The sequence below is a fragment of the Alkalimonas sp. NCh-2 genome (assembly GCF_039631345.1).
Lineage (GTDB): Bacteria > Pseudomonadota > Gammaproteobacteria > Enterobacterales > Alteromonadaceae > Alkalimonas > Alkalimonas mucilaginosa.
The window spans coordinates 554,340-568,229 of sequence record NZ_JBDIUV010000002.1 but is presented as its reverse complement, the minus strand read 5'-3'; the positions used below and the strand labels follow the sequence as shown (position 1 = coordinate 568,229).

21 protein-coding genes are annotated in these 13,890 nt (G+C 50.1%); 1 reads left to right on the top strand and 20 read right to left on the bottom strand.

Annotation, left to right across the window (positions count from 1 at the left end; genetic code table 11):
- Nucleotides 1-41: 41 nt before the first annotated feature.
- Both ABC502_RS07935 and ABC502_RS07930 read right to left on the bottom strand, forming a co-directional pair.
- On the bottom strand, nt 42-404 hold the full coding sequence (locus tag ABC502_RS07935) for a DUF2513 domain-containing protein (RefSeq protein ID WP_345915497.1): 363 nt from the start codon (nt 402-404) through the stop codon (nt 42-44).
- 41 nt (nt 405-445) lie between these two features.
- Complete coding sequence (locus tag ABC502_RS07930) at nt 446-1,390, bottom strand: Rha family transcriptional regulator (RefSeq protein WP_345915496.1); 945 nt, start codon at nt 1,388-1,390, stop codon at nt 446-448.
- A 369-nt stretch (nt 1,391-1,759) separates the two neighbouring features.
- On the opposite strand from ABC502_RS07930, the gene ABC502_RS07925 reads away from it, so the two are divergent.
- The gene (locus tag ABC502_RS07925; RefSeq protein WP_345915495.1) at nt 1,760-2,632 is read left to right on the top strand and encodes an exonuclease domain-containing protein; all 873 of its coding nucleotides are present in this window, start codon (nt 1,760-1,762) and stop codon (nt 2,630-2,632) included.
- Here ABC502_RS07925 and ABC502_RS07920 read toward each other — a convergent pair.
- From ABC502_RS07920 to ABC502_RS07835, 18 genes are all read right to left on the bottom strand, one after another.
- Nucleotides 2,615-3,007 (bottom strand): hypothetical protein, encoded by a 393-nt coding sequence (locus tag ABC502_RS07920; protein WP_345915494.1) that lies wholly within the window; start codon nt 3,005-3,007, stop codon nt 2,615-2,617. The two genes, ABC502_RS07925 and ABC502_RS07920, sit on opposite strands and share 18 nt — an antisense overlap.
- A 74-nt stretch (nt 3,008-3,081) precedes the next feature.
- Nucleotides 3,082-3,393: a hypothetical protein gene (locus ABC502_RS07915; RefSeq protein WP_345915493.1), complete on the bottom strand. Its 312-nt coding sequence runs from the start codon at nt 3,391-3,393 to the stop codon at nt 3,082-3,084.
- Nucleotides 3,394-3,613: 220 nt separating this feature from the next.
- Nucleotides 3,614-4,060, bottom strand: coding sequence for a phage tail assembly chaperone family protein, TAC (locus ABC502_RS07910; protein WP_345915492.1), 447 nt, complete (start codon nt 4,058-4,060; stop codon nt 3,614-3,616).
- Between the two features lie 10 nt (nt 4,061-4,070).
- The gene (locus ABC502_RS07905) at nt 4,071-4,550 is read right to left on the bottom strand and encodes a phage tail tube protein (RefSeq protein WP_345915491.1); all 480 of its coding nucleotides are present in this window, start codon (nt 4,548-4,550) and stop codon (nt 4,071-4,073) included.
- 33 nt (nt 4,551-4,583) lie between these two features.
- The gene (locus ABC502_RS07900; protein WP_345915490.1) at nt 4,584-5,195 is read right to left on the bottom strand and encodes an HK97-gp10 family putative phage morphogenesis protein; all 612 of its coding nucleotides are present in this window, start codon (nt 5,193-5,195) and stop codon (nt 4,584-4,586) included.
- Entirely contained in the window at nt 5,196-5,600 is a 405-nt protein-coding gene (locus ABC502_RS07895; RefSeq protein WP_345915489.1) for a hypothetical protein, read from the bottom strand.
- Nucleotides 5,597-5,935, bottom strand: coding sequence for a phage head closure protein (locus tag ABC502_RS07890; RefSeq protein WP_345915488.1), 339 nt, complete (start codon nt 5,933-5,935; stop codon nt 5,597-5,599). Before ABC502_RS07890 ends, ABC502_RS07895 begins: the two co-directional genes overlap by 4 nt.
- Nucleotides 5,932-6,468: a head-tail connector protein gene (locus ABC502_RS07885; protein ID WP_345915487.1), complete on the bottom strand. Its 537-nt coding sequence runs from the start codon at nt 6,466-6,468 to the stop codon at nt 5,932-5,934. Before ABC502_RS07885 ends, ABC502_RS07890 begins: the two co-directional genes overlap by 4 nt.
- A 56-nt stretch (nt 6,469-6,524) precedes the next feature.
- Nucleotides 6,525-6,779 carry a hypothetical protein gene (locus tag ABC502_RS07880; protein ID WP_345915486.1) on the bottom strand — a complete coding sequence of 85 codons (255 nt, stop codon included), beginning with the start codon at nt 6,777-6,779 and terminating at the stop codon, nt 6,525-6,527.
- An 86-nt stretch (nt 6,780-6,865) separates the two neighbouring features.
- Nucleotides 6,866-8,149 carry a phage major capsid protein gene (locus tag ABC502_RS07875; RefSeq protein WP_345915485.1) on the bottom strand — a complete coding sequence of 428 codons (1,284 nt, stop codon included), beginning with the start codon at nt 8,147-8,149 and terminating at the stop codon, nt 6,866-6,868.
- Between the two features lie 68 nt (nt 8,150-8,217).
- Complete coding sequence (locus ABC502_RS07870; protein ID WP_345915483.1) at nt 8,218-9,150, bottom strand: S49 family peptidase; 933 nt, start codon at nt 9,148-9,150, stop codon at nt 8,218-8,220.
- Complete coding sequence (locus ABC502_RS07865) at nt 9,138-10,400, bottom strand: phage portal protein (protein WP_345915482.1); 1,263 nt, start codon at nt 10,398-10,400, stop codon at nt 9,138-9,140. The genes ABC502_RS07870 and ABC502_RS07865 overlap by 13 nt, the downstream gene beginning before the upstream one ends.
- Nucleotides 10,400-10,591 (bottom strand): hypothetical protein, encoded by a 192-nt coding sequence (locus ABC502_RS07860; RefSeq protein WP_345915481.1) that lies wholly within the window; start codon nt 10,589-10,591, stop codon nt 10,400-10,402. Before ABC502_RS07860 ends, ABC502_RS07865 begins: the two co-directional genes overlap by 1 nt.
- Nucleotides 10,585-12,288 (bottom strand): terminase TerL endonuclease subunit, encoded by a 1,704-nt coding sequence (locus ABC502_RS07855; RefSeq protein ID WP_345915480.1) that lies wholly within the window; start codon nt 12,286-12,288, stop codon nt 10,585-10,587. The genes ABC502_RS07860 and ABC502_RS07855 overlap by 7 nt, the downstream gene beginning before the upstream one ends.
- Before the next feature lie 12 nt (nt 12,289-12,300).
- A complete protein-coding gene (locus ABC502_RS07850) occupies nt 12,301-12,792 on the bottom strand; it encodes a phage terminase small subunit P27 family (protein ID WP_345915479.1) in 492 nt (163 codons plus the stop codon).
- Nucleotides 12,793-12,890: 98 nt separating this feature from the next.
- The gene (locus ABC502_RS07845) at nt 12,891-13,247 is read right to left on the bottom strand and encodes an HNH endonuclease signature motif containing protein (RefSeq protein ID WP_345915478.1); all 357 of its coding nucleotides are present in this window, start codon (nt 13,245-13,247) and stop codon (nt 12,891-12,893) included.
- Nucleotides 13,237-13,482 carry a hypothetical protein gene (locus ABC502_RS07840; RefSeq protein WP_345915477.1) on the bottom strand — a complete coding sequence of 82 codons (246 nt, stop codon included), beginning with the start codon at nt 13,480-13,482 and terminating at the stop codon, nt 13,237-13,239. The genes ABC502_RS07845 and ABC502_RS07840 overlap by 11 nt, the downstream gene beginning before the upstream one ends.
- 3 nt (nt 13,483-13,485) lie before the next feature.
- Nucleotides 13,486-13,824 (bottom strand): phage holin, encoded by a 339-nt coding sequence (locus ABC502_RS07835; protein WP_345915476.1) that lies wholly within the window; start codon nt 13,822-13,824, stop codon nt 13,486-13,488.
- Between the last annotated feature and the right edge of the window lie 66 nt (nt 13,825-13,890).

The window sequence follows — 13,890 nt, the reverse complement described above, 5'->3', positions numbered from 1 at the left end:
GGCGGGTTTATGTGCATAGTTTTGGTTGTGGCCGGTTCTTGCTAACTGCCAATAATATTCGCGGCCACCTGGGCCGCTGCTGCTTTAATGGTATCGAAAGATAAATCCAACCCTTTGTCTCTTAATACAGACAGGGTTTTATTCCACATGCCTTGGGATCGGATTTTATCCAGAAACTCATGCCCCTGCCAGGTAAGCTGCCTGGCAAAGCACTCTACCCGCCCATCCAGGTAGGTAGAGCATGAACCTTTTACCAGGCCAGCATCGTTTAGCAGTTGCAGATGGTAGTTCACCACCTCTGGGGCAAAGCCCGGAATATCATTGGCAGCAACGGCCTGTTCTTCTACGGCCAGTTGCTCTACAGCCAGCAGTATCTTCCGGATTAATTCCCAGTTTCGTTTCATTGTTTACTCTCAAACCCGCCAAATCGGGTTTACCAGGTTCATTAACTGTTCAAAGCCAGAGCCAGCTTGCGCCAGTCCGGCCTGGCCGGTAGTGTTTTGGTTCCGCCCATCCTTCGCATAATCCAAGGGATGTAAGGCGATCCCCCGCTGATCACTTCTTTTAAGAAGGCTTGCTTGCCGCGTGAGATAAAGCACACAAACTCGCGCACATCGGCATCTAACTGATCAAGAAGCCTTTCCACCTTTGGCCAATCTTTCGCGTAGATGTCTGCTATTTCATTCACACTGAAATCGGTGCGAATTCGGTTGCGAGCCCAGGTTAAGAAAGATGAATCACCGCGAAACAGCGAGCAATCCTGAATTTCACGCAACCGGCTGTTGATAAAGCGCATGTGATCTTCTGTCAGAGTTTCCTGCGGCGTTAGCGGCGCCCTTAGCTGCAGCTGTGAAATGTACACAATGGCTTCGGCCAACTGCGTCCTTGGCAATTGATCGTACTTGGCGATCCGAAATTTGTTGTGCACCCGGCTCCAAATTTCTGCCAGTGCTTTGCCTGTGCTCTGGTGCAGTGCCGCTTTCTTATGCGCTACTTCACTAAGCGTTTGCTGTTCGCTTGGTGTTACAGTTTCAGCTGGGCGGTGTCGCTCTGAAAGTTGATCAGCCATGACATTAAAAGCATTAATGTAGGCCTCAAAGATCTGCGCTGCCAGTTTTCCATTGAAACGACCAACCAGAAAGATAAAGCCATCTTTGGTCATTTCGTAAATCTTTGATTCACGGCTCGCCCCATTGCCAATGGTTACTTTTTGAACATGAGCGAAAAAGTTCGTTGATGCAAATTGCTCTGAGCAATCAAGCTTATTTATGGTAGCGATAACGTCAGCATGCCGACGACCAAAAGCCTCGGCCACCTTAATAGAGGTGGTTCGTATTTCAGCTTCATGGATAATAACTGCATCTGCCGGGATGATAGATAATGTGGTCATAAGACCTCCTTACTGTTTTTCTCAATTAACCCACTCTCAAATGGGTGCCGGGAGGTTGAGAACAGCCAGTAAGAGCTGCGGATTTATTCCCCGAAGGTATTGTATTCATCGCCCTCCCGACATAGAAATCGGGTGCTTTTATGCTGTTTTAAAGGGTAACAGGCATAAAAAAACCAACGCTGTCGGGGCTGGGCTTCCGCTTACTGACTGAGGTTCTCACGCCTCACTGCGGATTATGGCCTTGATCACGCTGGTTGTAAAGCTAGAGTGTTAATTTAACACTCATAGCGAACAGGAAATACGTAAAAATTGACGGCGCGAAGAATAAAAACTAATCTCTCAAAAATTTAAATGTATGAGTATTTTATTGTGAGTGAAAACAGTTTTGTTGTTATAGATATTGAAACCTCCAATTCTAATCAGTCATCTATCTGCCAAATTGGTTTGGTTGAGTTCTCCAATGGAGTAATTGTTGATGAGTGGCAAAGCTTGATAAACCCACAAAGCCACTTCGATCCATTAAACGTTACTATTCATGGCATTCAACCAGAAGAAGTTGAAAGCGCACCCGCACTTCAAGATGCCTTGCCATGCATCCTTTCTTTTATTGGTTCTAAAATTGTTGCATCTTATGGCCAATTTGACCGCTACTCACTTTTAAAATCTCTGGATAATATTAATCAACCATTCATTGCAAACCCTTGGCTGGATATTACTAGAGTAGTGCGTCAAACATGGCCAGAAAGGTATGCACTGCGAGGCTATTCTTTGGCTAATGTCTGTTTTGATTTAGATGTTTCACTTACATCACATCACAACGCCTTATGTGATGCCCGCGCTGCAGGGAAAGTGCTGGACGTTGCTATCCAGAAATCTGATACCACTCTAATCGAATGGCTTAATATTTCAAATAGCATGGCCTACTTGCCTATGGCCAAGGAAAAGATCGATATTATCGTTAACCCAGATGGCCCCCTTCTTGGTGAAGTCGTCACTTTTACCGGCCCCCTTGGCATATCAAGAGATAAAGCAATGCAACTGGCTGCTGATGCAGGCTGCACTATAAAGCAAAGTTTTACGAAAAAAACTACAATTCTGGTTGTAGGTTCAAGCGACTATAGAGTTACGCACCCATCAGGTTTAAGCAGCAAACACCGTAACGCAATAAAAGCAGCGCAAGAAGGTCAGAAGGTTAAAATTATAGATGAAACTGATTTTTATAACCTAATCAAGTGCAAATGAGCTGTCAGGTTCAACACCAAGCTTTTGGTTATCATGTGTAAAAACTGTCTCATTACCTGTCTTGCTACAAGATAAAACATACTCCTGATCAGTATCTATGTGCAGATCCTCGCCCCGCAATGCTTGCCATTGTGCTAAATAGTTCAGACTTCCTATTTTTTGCTTTTTCTTGAGCGATTTAGCATAACCACCTTTGAAGTCGAGCACCGGCAACTCACCATTACTAGCTTTAACGGCAAGTTCTGGAGATGACCGCCTCAGGTGACGGCCAACTTCCCAGCTTGTGATTAAACCCGCATCCTCACCTTTCCAGCGTTCTTCCCATGTAGGGTTTTCTCTATCCGGCTCGGTAAATTTTCTTTTAATTAATGGCATAAGTTAATAAATAACAAATTTAGCTTCATGCCGATGACTATAACCACTAATAGATATCCTGTTCAAGCTATACTTTAGACAGGGCCGCCGCAGTTAAAACACTTCTCATCTGTTGCAGATATTTCAACCTGACAATATGCGCAAAACGTTAGATCACCATCAACTTCAGTGAAATATTTTACTTTTCGCGGCTTCAATATTAACCAAAACAGATAAGTAGCACCAAATAATACAGAGGCGATTATCGCCACTGCCAAATAAACCCCAATTACGGCAGCAAAAACCAAAAACAAATTAAGGATTAGTGGTGATAAAACTAAGAGAATAAGCGTCAGAATTATCAAAATAGCAAGCTGCATTACGTCCACCAAAGTCAGGCCATTCATATTAACTATACCCACTCTTCCATAGCCTGTTCAAGAGATACTTCCTGATCTTCCTTACGCGTCCACAACATAAAATCATCAACTGTTTGCGATGAATTCTTGCTGTTGGCCCGGTGGAACTGAAACATTTGCAGCGCTGATAAACGCTCTATCCTCAACTGCATGCACAGCGGGCCATGCTTCTTTCGGTAAGCCACCCAGTCCAGAAACTCGGAGTAGCTTATGCGCTCTTTGGCTTCCGCGATCGTTTTGCCGCCGACGCCGGCGAGCACGATTTCGTGCCAGACTTCATCGGCGGCTGTGAGTTTTTTTCCTCACCTTTCAGATTGTTCACTTCGGCAACGGCTTTTAATAAAGCAAGGCCAAGCGATTCACAGATAGGGCCGCGCTCTTCATTGCCGATCAAGTCATCAGCAGTGAACACAGGCTTGCCTTTGGCATCCACCACGCTGGCAGCGATACGGGCGGCAATAACGTTATCCCGATAATTCATGCTCATACTTTCAGCTGAAAGCGTGGCGAACGACAGCTTGCGCACATAGATGGTGGCTTTAAAGTCTTTTTTGCTGCCATCTTCCTTCATCACAAACCATTCGATTTCGCGTTTTTCTGGGCGAGCCGGCATAAATGCGCCGGCCTCCTCCAGTGCTTGCATACTAAATTCCATGCGCTACTCCTTAAGGGGTGCCGTTTTTCTTAACCCACTGGCTGCCGCCGGTGCGCTGAATAGCAACCTGGGTGGTAACTACGGCATTTAGCTGGAAGTCGAACGGGAAGTCCGATACGTAGCCACGGAACTTAAACCAGGTGCGACTATCCGGGAGCACCCATGCACCATCCACAAATGTTGGCTCTGCGGTACCATCAGACCAACCAATTACCCAATCAAGCGTGGTGTCACCTTCTTGCTGTGATAGCTCGTGCAGGCGAATGTGGGACGCTTGATTTGGGTCGGCATTGATTGTCATGGATGCCTGGCCTGGGGTGCGCATGCCTTTTTGGTAGGTGCGGTCAAAGTCTTCCAGCCCGGTATCTTCGATTTGGTCGGCAGGGTTGCCGCCTGGGTTGAATTGCGTTGCTTTAACAACCCGAACGACGCCACCACCATCAGCCGGGTCTTTAAAGAAAATGTGTGTTCCTTGGGTTAATACTGACATGGTTATGTCTCCTGCGTGGTATAAAAAAACCGCCTATTTGGCGGTTCGTTGAATAATGATTTCGATTCGATTCATCAGGTCATTCATTACCTGATTTGTTCTTTGTTGCAGCGTTCGCCCCATAATTGGCTTGGCCGCCACAGGCCCAACCCGGCGCCCAAAGTTCTGGCCGGTTTGTGGGTTGTACAAACTGGATGGCCTGCCATTCACGCTTTTAGAACGGATAGTAAAGCCAGCACGGCCAAACTCTACAAGACGCCAATACCAGGTATCTCCACCGGGGTTCTTGCTGCTGCCACCGGTTTGATATGCTTGCCCGGCGCGACCTTTACGGCGGTTCTCTGCGCTATCGGCATAACGTCTGGCCCCGCCAAGTATCCCAACGCTGATACCAATATCAAACCGGCTACCGCCTGCCTGGCGTAGTTTCCTTCGTGGCATGGCTCTGATGGCTACGTTGCGGGCAATGCTGTTTGGGGTGCCGGGGTTGTCAATTTTTGCTGCATTGTTTTGCACTTCGCGCCGGACCGATCGCATTCCTGATCGTGCTGCTGCGCGGTAAGCTTGCCGCTGTTTTTTGGGGGATGTGTTTTCAAGCTTTTGCATTACCTGCTCAAGCCCTATAACACTGAACTGAATTGACACTTATTCCACCTTAACTGTGATTTCAGCAGTAAATTCAATGACCATGGTGTTGCTGTCCCAATCCCGGCTTTCCTGCCCTGGTTCACAGTTGATGGTAAGAACCTGGTGGCCGTACAAGTTACCACTGGCATTATTCAGAGTGGCGATCACTGTGCTGAGTAACGTTTTTGTTTCCATGTACCCATAGCCCCAAACTTCAAAGGCCATCAGCAAGGAAGCCATTTCCGAAAAACTTCCGTCCAGGTAGCGCTCACGCTCCGGATCGCCGCCAGAGTATACAATTGCCGGCAACGGCTCTTCAGCATCCCGAACCAGTGGCGTGATCCGGCTACCAACTTTGGTGGCGATGGAGGGGGTGCTCAGAAGGAGTTCGACAATTGCGCCCTCGATGGTTTGTTTGCTCATGGCTTCATTTGCTCGCAGGTAACTATCAGTTCCCGGTTCATCCCTCTTGCGTTCTCAACATCCTTCACTTCGTAATGCTGGCCCTGATAAAAAATTGCCGTGCCGGTGCTTTGAATGCGCGGGTCGTATCGGCATTGAATAACAAAGTTTGTTGGTGTTGCTTTGCCATTGGCTATCCGTTCCAGCTCTTGTTTTTTGCTCAGAAACCCGAAACGGATAGTCTTAATTTCAGTAAATTGTATTGTGCTGCGATGCAGCTTTTCCCCAGATTCATCCCGGCCAGCTCGGTCAATACTTACCAGCTTTGCGGCAAAGCGTAGTACCCCGGCTCTCATCCGATACTCCGGATCATGTAAGGTTCAAGCAGCATTGAAACACCCATAGGCAATGATGATGAAATAGTGCCGATAACGACAGATTCCCGGTTGGCATACCAGTTGCCAATCATCAACAACATAGCCGCCTGGGCATCGGCCGGTGTTTCCTCATACCCCACCGCCAGAGTGATATGCACAGACTCTGGCTCTGCAATCGTTTTTGGCCAGCTCGTGCCGAATTGTGGGGCCAGGGTTGGGTAAAGTGGCCGCTTATCCAGCCTCATGGTTTCTGCCGGTAGTTCGAGCGTGTCGCCTTGCGGGTCCACGAAACTGAACTCAACCACTTCGCGCACTGGCGTAACATCCAGTTTGATTGGCTCGGCGCCATGCGGCAGATGATCCAGCGTAATGGTGACTTCTTTTGGCTCAAAGCAGGTATTGGTTTTATTCTCCGCATGCAGATATGCAGCTTTGATTAAACCTTGTATCAGCACATCATCTTCGTCGTGGTCGACTACCAGATGTTTTTTTGCCAGCTCTAAACTAATCATGCTTTCAGCCAAAAAAAGAACCGGCCCGAAGACCGGTTAATGGTTACCAGGGAGTGTTATTCTGCTTTCGGGGCTTCGGGTAATTTGGTGCCTGATACGGCTACCTTGACACCTTCAACCAATTGCTTGGCGCGATCTGCCGGGAAGCCGGCAATATCACCGCGGCTGTAACGGCCCCACGGCTTGGTGAATGTGACGGAGACATTCTTGCCAGCCGCTGCTTCTTTTGCCTTGGCTTCCGCTTCGGCCTTGGCTGCTGCTTCAGCAGCTGCCAGTTCTTCTGGTGTTTGGGTTTTCTTTGCGTTGGACATGGTTCTGTACCTTCTATCCGGTTTTCATTGAATGGCGGAGCGCTATTGCTCCACCACTAAATTGCAGGCTTTACTTGCCAGGCAAATTACCAGGTAACGCCGGTACCGAGTGCCAGGCCTTCGACGTGGCGGAAGCCTACATCGTGCTCTGCAACAACTCGGATCAGCGACTGATTACGTGCATAAGCAGATACCAGGTTGCCACCGGCATCTTTATAAGTCGCCTCTTTGCTGAAATCGATGGTCATGTTATCCATTTCACCGATCACAACATCGTTCCAGTCGGCAAAGTAGATTTCAGACTCGTTCGATCCAGCGCCCAGGTTCACCGGAATAGTGGTGCTGTGCTTGATTGGATAACCTTTCAAGAAGCCCTGATCCATTTCCGGATACACCTTGTTGCCGTTGCCATCACGCAGGCCCTTCAGCTTCATCAGGCTGCGCGGTGACAGGGACCAACCCGGACGGATCAGCAGGCTGTCGGACTGCATCAGCATCAGGATCAGGTAATCCAGATAGGCATCAATTGTGACTAAGTCAGCGGTACCTGCCCAGGCATGAGTACGACCGGCATCCGTTGCCCGCTTTTTAAAACCGGTTGGAGTATTACTGGTACCGTCGTCGCGCAAAAACGCTTTGTCTTCACGAACAGACATAGCACCCAGAATATCATTCAGCACCAGGTTTTCCACCTGGAAACCGGCACGGCCAATCAGCTGGTTACTGATAGGTACCAGTGTGATCATGGTTTTGCCAGACAGTTTCACATCGTCGAACTGTGATTCAGTGGCATTCACATCGGTGCCTTCACCAACGTAGCCGGAAGTTGCACCAGACGCCAGGCGTGGTAAGGACAGGTTGCCATTAGGCAGTGGCACAGTCTGTGCACCCAGGCTGCGAACAACAGTGCGCGAACGTAACAGCTCGATCACTTCGTCGTGAATGTTCTGAGGTACCAGGGCGCCACCAGAACCCGCTGAGGTTTCAATTGCCATGGCCACATCAGCATCACCAATTTCAGTGCGGGCAAACTTGGCAGCATCGGCCAGATCACCTTTGGATGCAGCAATGGACATGACCATGCGGGAAAGCTTGGAGCCCAGGTATTGCTTGGGCGCTTCTTTCACCTTAACAGCGGCAGACTTATTACCAAATGAGGCTACCGGCGCTGCGGTGGCTGCGGCCATTTGCTCTGCCGATTCAAGCCGCTCGATCTGCTGGGTGAGTTGTTTAAACTCAGTGCCCAGGGTTTCGAAATTAGTCAGCTGCTCTGCGCTTAACTGGCCATCTTCTTCTTCAACTTTTGCAAGCGCCTGAATTTGTGCGTTGATTTCAGCGCGCTTGCGGCGGAGTTCTACGATTTTAGACATGGTATGTACCTTTCTTCGGTTATAAAAAAGCGCCCTTAGGCGCTTGGTTGTGTTGCTCCGCCGCCAGGCTAGAGCATCAAACTGGTGTTGATGGCCGCGGCCTGGGCACGAATGCTGCGGCTGCGGTTACTTGAAACATATTGAAGCGCGATGCTGTTAATGGCCTCTTGTGCCGGTGCGATTTCATCAATCAATTTAAGCTGCAGGGCTTCTTCTGCGCTGTATAATTTGGCTTGAGTATCCATCACTGCTTCCGGCTTTAACTTGCGGTAACTGGCCACTGAATTCACAAATCCTTCGTAGGCTTGATCGAGGCGCTTTTCAATTTCAGCCACGGCCTGATCTGTAATTTCTTCATGCGGTGACATATCGTTTTTATGGGCGCCGCGGTAAAAGGTGTTGTACTTGATACCTACCGTTTCTTCCCACTTGCTTACTTCGTAGGTTTCAATAATGACGCCAATGGAGCCAACGCCAGCGGTAGGGCTGGCAATGATCCGACTGCAGGCCGATGCCAGGTAGTAGCCAGCACTGTAAGCGGCGTAATTGACCAGCGCGGTGATGGGTTTGATTTTGGTGCAGGCCCGGATGAAGTCGGCTGTTTCTTTGCAGCCAATGGCCTGGCCGCCGCCGGTGTGAAAATCGAGCACCACTTCTTTTACCAACTCGTGGTTCATGGCACCGGTGATCTGGTCACGCAGCTTCTCGTAAGACAGCAACTCTTCACAAGCAGCATTGATGGCACCCCGGCGGGCCACTAAGATGCCGTGCACAGGAATAATGGCCAGGTTGCCTGTAATGGTAACGCCGCGAAGTTGTCGCTCTTCATCGCGCCCCATCTGTGCGCCATCCATTTCAGACAGCTCGATATCACCGGCAATCTGGCCAAGCAACCGGGGTTCCAGCACGGATTTAACAGCCATAACCAGTTCTGGGGTGGCGTAAAGCGGCGAACCAAACACCATTGCCGCAATGTGCGGGAAGTTGATTAAACGCGGCATAAGATGTCCTCTATGTCTTTCATTTGCTCTGGGGTTGCATTCAGTGAGCCTTGCAGCTTTTCTGAATCCACCATGTTGAGCGGAGTTAAGTAGCGATCACCGCCTGGAATTGGCGGCATGTTTTCCAGCCGGCGAATGTCGTTCACCGACAACCAGCCCCAGTTCCGGCCGATGGCATAGGCCTCATAGCGTGATTTCTGATCGCCACGCAGTAGGCCTGAGATATTGAATTCGATGTAGTAATCGTTGCGCTCTTCGGGCAGCAGCAAATCACGCATCATGGCGGCTTCGTGCCGCTTCACCCAAGGCAATAAGGTGTAAATTACGTACTGCAGGCCCTGGTGCTCGATGTTATTGAATGAGGCTTTATCCAGGTGCTGGATCATGTGCGGCGGCACTTTGTAAAGCCGGCACACCTCGATAACACCGAAGCCCCGGCTTTCAATAAGCTGGGCTTTTTCGTTGTCCATGGCCAGTTGCTTGTACTGCATGCCTTCTTGCAACAGCGCAACGCTGAAGGCATTGCGTAAGCCACCGCCATGGCGCTCGGTGAACTTGTTCAGCAAAGCATCTACTTTGGTCTGATCGGATATAGCGCCTGCTGCTTCTGGCCGCTCGATCACCCCCGACATAGTGGCGCCACGCTGGAACACTGCGGCAGCATGCTGCTCAGTGGCGATAGCCAAGCCAATGGTGTCGGTATTTGTTTGCAGAGGTGACAAGCCCACATAGCCATCGATGCTGAAATGCTTAATATGGTGGATCATGTGCATCGGCACAGTTTCGTTGTAATCCAGCAGACGGTAATAAGGCAAACCATCGGTCCCCTTCAGAACTTTCACCTTGTTGAAGTTCACCGGGATCAACTCTTTCGGGTAACCGTAAGAATCACGCTCAATCAATGCAACGTGATTTCCTTCAATGCCCAGTGAGCCTTGCGCTTGCTCATAGTATTCAAAACTGGTGTCTTTGCGGTTTGGGGTGCTGTGGATTAGTGAATACACCGGGTGATCGGTGGCACGCTCCCGGCCGCCATCGGCAGTTCTGCGGTAAAGCTCGCAAGGTAACTGGGCAATGCTCTCGGCCAGCAAGGTGACGCAGGCCCGAAATGCAGCAACACCCATCGCTGATTCATTGTTCACCATAACCCCTGCTGCACTTTGCCGGCTGGCTATAGAGCTGATCCAGCTGCTCCAGTTCTGCCGGATATTCACACCTTTATCGGTGCCGAACAGGTTAGGTAAAAACATTAGCTATCTGCCTTTTTCTGATGCTGCACAGCTTGCTGAAATGCCAGCTGCCGGGTGTACATAAAGCTGGCCACCAGGCAAAAGATGCCAATGCAGATATAGCCGGCAGCTGGGTGCAGTAACCAAACACCAAGGCTTACCAGGCCGGCACCTATCAGGCCCAGCATGAACAGAAACAGTTGAGTTAACATAGTACGTCCGAAGTGTCGTAAATTGATTGCTTTGGCTCTTCCATCGATACCACCATGGCTCGCCCTATCGCCATTAAACCGGCAATGATGCCATCAATCTTGTTTTCATCCCGCTCTTTGCGCGGGTAGATGTTGTCCTTGGCATCGGCCTTTGCTACTACATTGCTGGCCATCCAGGTTAATACCGGATCAGCAGCATGCCGGAACCTGCCACTGGTTATGGCCGCTTCCCACTCCCGCATTGCCGGGCTCATGTTTTGCACTGTGTTGCGGTACTCAATGACGTTTGCACCGTCTTTCATCAGCTGGTGAGCAAGCTGTGTTGCCCGCCAAGGATCGTATGGCAGCTCTACGATATCGAACTTGCTGGATAAGTCTTTGATGTCGTCACGGATCTGGTCGAAATCAATTTCATCACCATCCATCAGCACCAGGTGGCCGGAGTTCACCCAGGTTTCATAAGCCGCCCGGTTATTCCCAGCCCTCTGCAATGCACCTTCAGGCAGATAGCTGCGGGTAAAGTAGGTCCAGCGGATCCGGCCTGATTCCAGCATTTCTTTAAATAAGAATCCGAGCGAGCAAATGTCTGTTTTGCTGGCTAAGTCAACCGACAGCCAGCAGGATTTGCCAACAAACTGCTCCAGCGACAAAGCGATATCCGCGCACTTGTGCCAGTCAGCCATATTTAGCCAGGTGCTTCTGGCAGATACCCAAACATTCAAATGCTTGGTCAAAAAGCTGTTCGTTCGACTGGGGTAACGAATCGCGTCTTGCTGCTGCTTCAGCAGGTAATCTTCACTGACTGATATCCCAAAGTTTGGGTTGGCTTTCTTCAGTACAGCCGGATCCTGCCAGTCATCATCAACATCAATGCCGTAGATGATGCCGAACAACTCTTCATTCGGCATGACGCCATCCAGCATCTGCTGAACTTGCCGGCGCTTGTCGTAACAAGGCCCTGCCAGGTTGAAGCCAGCGGTGGTAATGATGAACATCAACGGGTGTTCCCGTGATCCCATACCAGTCAGCATGGTTTCGTACAGATCTGGCTTATCGTGTTCGTGGTACTCGTCAATCAGCGAGCAGCTGGGCGAACTACCATCACCCGGGTTACCGATCAACGGCTCGAACCGGCTTCCATCCGATGGGATGCTGATGTTCTTGGCCATCACCTCGATACCGGCCAAAGTGGTTAAGTCCGGCGTCTTTTCCAGCATAAGCTTTGCTGGCCTGAACACTTCCCAGGCTTGCTTTTCTGTGGTTGCCCCACAATAAACTTCGGCGCCAAACTCGCCATCGGCTACCAGCATGTACAGGCCAATCCCGGCGGCAATAACTGTTTTGCCGTTCTTCCTGGGGATTTCGCAGTACGCCTCTGTAAAGCGCCTTAAATTGGTTTTCTTATGAAGCCAGCCAAACACACAGCAGATGATCAACTTCTGCCAAGCTTCAAGCTTAATCAGCTGCTTATCTCTTGCCCACTTGCCTTTCGTGTGCGGCAACAGCTGTATAAAGTCACAGGCCCGTTCTGCAGCATCCCGATCAAACTTAAACCGGTAATTTCGCTTCTCGGATCTTTTTAAATCATCCAGATGTCGCTGGCAGCATTGGCGGACTTCCTTACAGGCAGCGATACGCCCAGATACAACATCCCGCGCATACTTGTTTGCTGCGTTGACATTTGGGTACCTGGCCATTCATTAACATCGCTATTTTCCGCCCTTCTTCTGAAGCAGAGCTGCAAATGGATTTTCCTGTGGGTTATCACCACCGCCACCCAGACGGACACGGCTGGCAGGGTCAAGCCCGAGCGCAGAGCCGAACGTAGTCATTTGCTTTAATGATTCATTGATCACAGTTGCCGCCGGGTTCTTTACTGGCCCACCGGTCGCGCCTTCAACCACCGGCCCTTTTGTTGCATAAATGGTTTCAGCTTCACGCCACCGATGATAGGCAGCGCAAAAAGCCTCCAAGTTATGAAGGTCAGTTGCTGTCAGAATTTTATTCTTAGTCAACCATGGTGCTAGGTGCTTCCAGGCCTCTTGGCCGAGCTCCCCGATCCAATCCGGACATGCCGGAATGTGGCTGAGCAATTCACCCTTTGGCTCATCGCCGTTGATGGCCCGCTTCCCTGCGTTGCCTTGTAGTAACTTCAGCGCAGTCGGCTTCGCCCGCCGACCACTCCGGGGGGTTCCTGCCATTTCGAGCGCTCCCGATTTAATTTCATATTTCGCGGCTGTAAAAATTTGACTAGGGTGGCGGTGTAGGCTGGCGAAAGGCTATAGAGATTTGATCCCCCCTACCCCCTGCCGCGCCTCGATTCTCGCTGCGTCTTCTCGTCGTGGTGACGCTTACACAATGCCTGCAGGTTATCATCTGCATCTGTGCCGCCCTCTGCCAGCGGCTTTATGTGGTCGATTACAGCGGCTGGGGTGTACCTGCCTTCGCGCAAGCATTCCTGGCACAAACCTTTGTCGCGCTTCAGGATCCGCTGGCGTATTGCTTGCCATTTAGCGCCCCGGGTGCGCTTGCCGGCATGGCGGTTGGTATGCCAGTTAACAGCTAAGTGCTGGTGCTCGTCACAGTAACCATGATCCGCGGTGGTGGTGCCAGGACAGAAAGGTTGCCGGCACGGCCTTGGGGGCTTAGCGGGCATGAGCCACCAGACTAAAACTACCAGAGACAGTAATCAGCCTGGTATCATCCTTTCTTCCGTTCAGCAGAACATTGCCATGCTGATCAGTAACCAATCTGGTCAGAACGCCGGCCTCATCATCGCAACGGACAACTTTATCAACCTCATTGCCAGTGGTCTGGTCAATAACTGTCCAGCGAACAAACCGGCCAAGACTATCAGCCATGGTGGATTTATCGTTGGCATCTACGAACATGGTTTACCTTTCATCGTTACCTTGTTCATTTAGTTTGCCCGCATCATCCAGCCCTGAGTAAGGTTCAGTGCTACCGTTTTTAATTCTTTCCATGCGGGCCATGTGATGCTCATGATCTCTTAAATCCTGAGCCGCTTTGAATTCAGCATCTAGCTTTGCTAATGCAAGTAAGTGATCAAACTCCCGCTTTTCTCTGCGATGCTGATACCACCAATTCACTGCGAACGTCAGGGCTGCAAAGAATACTGCAGCAATAACCATTACCCATTCTGATAATGCAAGACCGCCAATGCCAACAGTGCCAGATGTAACATAGCTGACAGTTGAAGTTGTCTTATCCATAATTGTCCTTGCTGGCATAACTACTGGCCCCCATGTTCGGCAGCCCACTGACGGATCTGGTTGATT

Coding starts and splice junctions, on each gene's coding strand:
- ABC502_RS07935 (WP_345915497.1), bottom strand. CDS start 404: ATGAAACGAAACTGGGAATTAATCCGGAAGATACTGCTGGCTGTAGAG.
- ABC502_RS07930 (WP_345915496.1), bottom strand. CDS start 1,390: ATGACCACATTATCTATCATCCCGGCAGATGCAGTTATTATCCATGAA.
- ABC502_RS07920 (WP_345915494.1), bottom strand. CDS start 3,007: ATGCCATTAATTAAAAGAAAATTTACCGAGCCGGATAGAGAAAACCCT.
- ABC502_RS07915 (WP_345915493.1), bottom strand. CDS start 3,393: ATGAATGGCCTGACTTTGGTGGACGTAATGCAGCTTGCTATTTTGATA.
- ABC502_RS07910 (WP_345915492.1), bottom strand. CDS start 4,060: ATGGAATTTAGTATGCAAGCACTGGAGGAGGCCGGCGCATTTATGCCG.
- ABC502_RS07905 (WP_345915491.1), bottom strand. CDS start 4,550: ATGTCAGTATTAACCCAAGGAACACACATTTTCTTTAAAGACCCGGCT.
- ABC502_RS07895 (WP_345915489.1), bottom strand. CDS start 5,600: ATGAGCAAACAAACCATCGAGGGCGCAATTGTCGAACTCCTTCTGAGC.
- ABC502_RS07890 (WP_345915488.1), bottom strand. CDS start 5,935: ATGAGAGCCGGGGTACTACGCTTTGCCGCAAAGCTGGTAAGTATTGAC.
- ABC502_RS07885 (WP_345915487.1), bottom strand. CDS start 6,468: ATGATTAGTTTAGAGCTGGCAAAAAAACATCTGGTAGTCGACCACGAC.
- ABC502_RS07880 (WP_345915486.1), bottom strand. CDS start 6,779: ATGTCCAACGCAAAGAAAACCCAAACACCAGAAGAACTGGCAGCTGCT.
- ABC502_RS07875 (WP_345915485.1), bottom strand. CDS start 8,149: ATGTCTAAAATCGTAGAACTCCGCCGCAAGCGCGCTGAAATCAACGCA.
- ABC502_RS07870 (WP_345915483.1), bottom strand. CDS start 9,150: ATGCCGCGTTTAATCAACTTCCCGCACATTGCGGCAATGGTGTTTGGT.
- ABC502_RS07865 (WP_345915482.1), bottom strand. CDS start 10,400: ATGTTTTTACCTAACCTGTTCGGCACCGATAAAGGTGTGAATATCCGG.
- ABC502_RS07860 (WP_345915481.1), bottom strand. CDS start 10,591: ATGTTAACTCAACTGTTTCTGTTCATGCTGGGCCTGATAGGTGCCGGC.
- ABC502_RS07855 (WP_345915480.1), bottom strand. CDS start 12,288: ATGGCCAGGTACCCAAATGTCAACGCAGCAAACAAGTATGCGCGGGAT.
- ABC502_RS07850 (WP_345915479.1), bottom strand. CDS start 12,792: ATGGCAGGAACCCCCCGGAGTGGTCGGCGGGCGAAGCCGACTGCGCTG.
- ABC502_RS07845 (WP_345915478.1), bottom strand. CDS start 13,247: ATGCCCGCTAAGCCCCCAAGGCCGTGCCGGCAACCTTTCTGTCCTGGC.
- ABC502_RS07840 (WP_345915477.1), bottom strand. CDS start 13,482: ATGTTCGTAGATGCCAACGATAAATCCACCATGGCTGATAGTCTTGGC.
- ABC502_RS07835 (WP_345915476.1), bottom strand. CDS start 13,824: ATGGATAAGACAACTTCAACTGTCAGCTATGTTACATCTGGCACTGTT.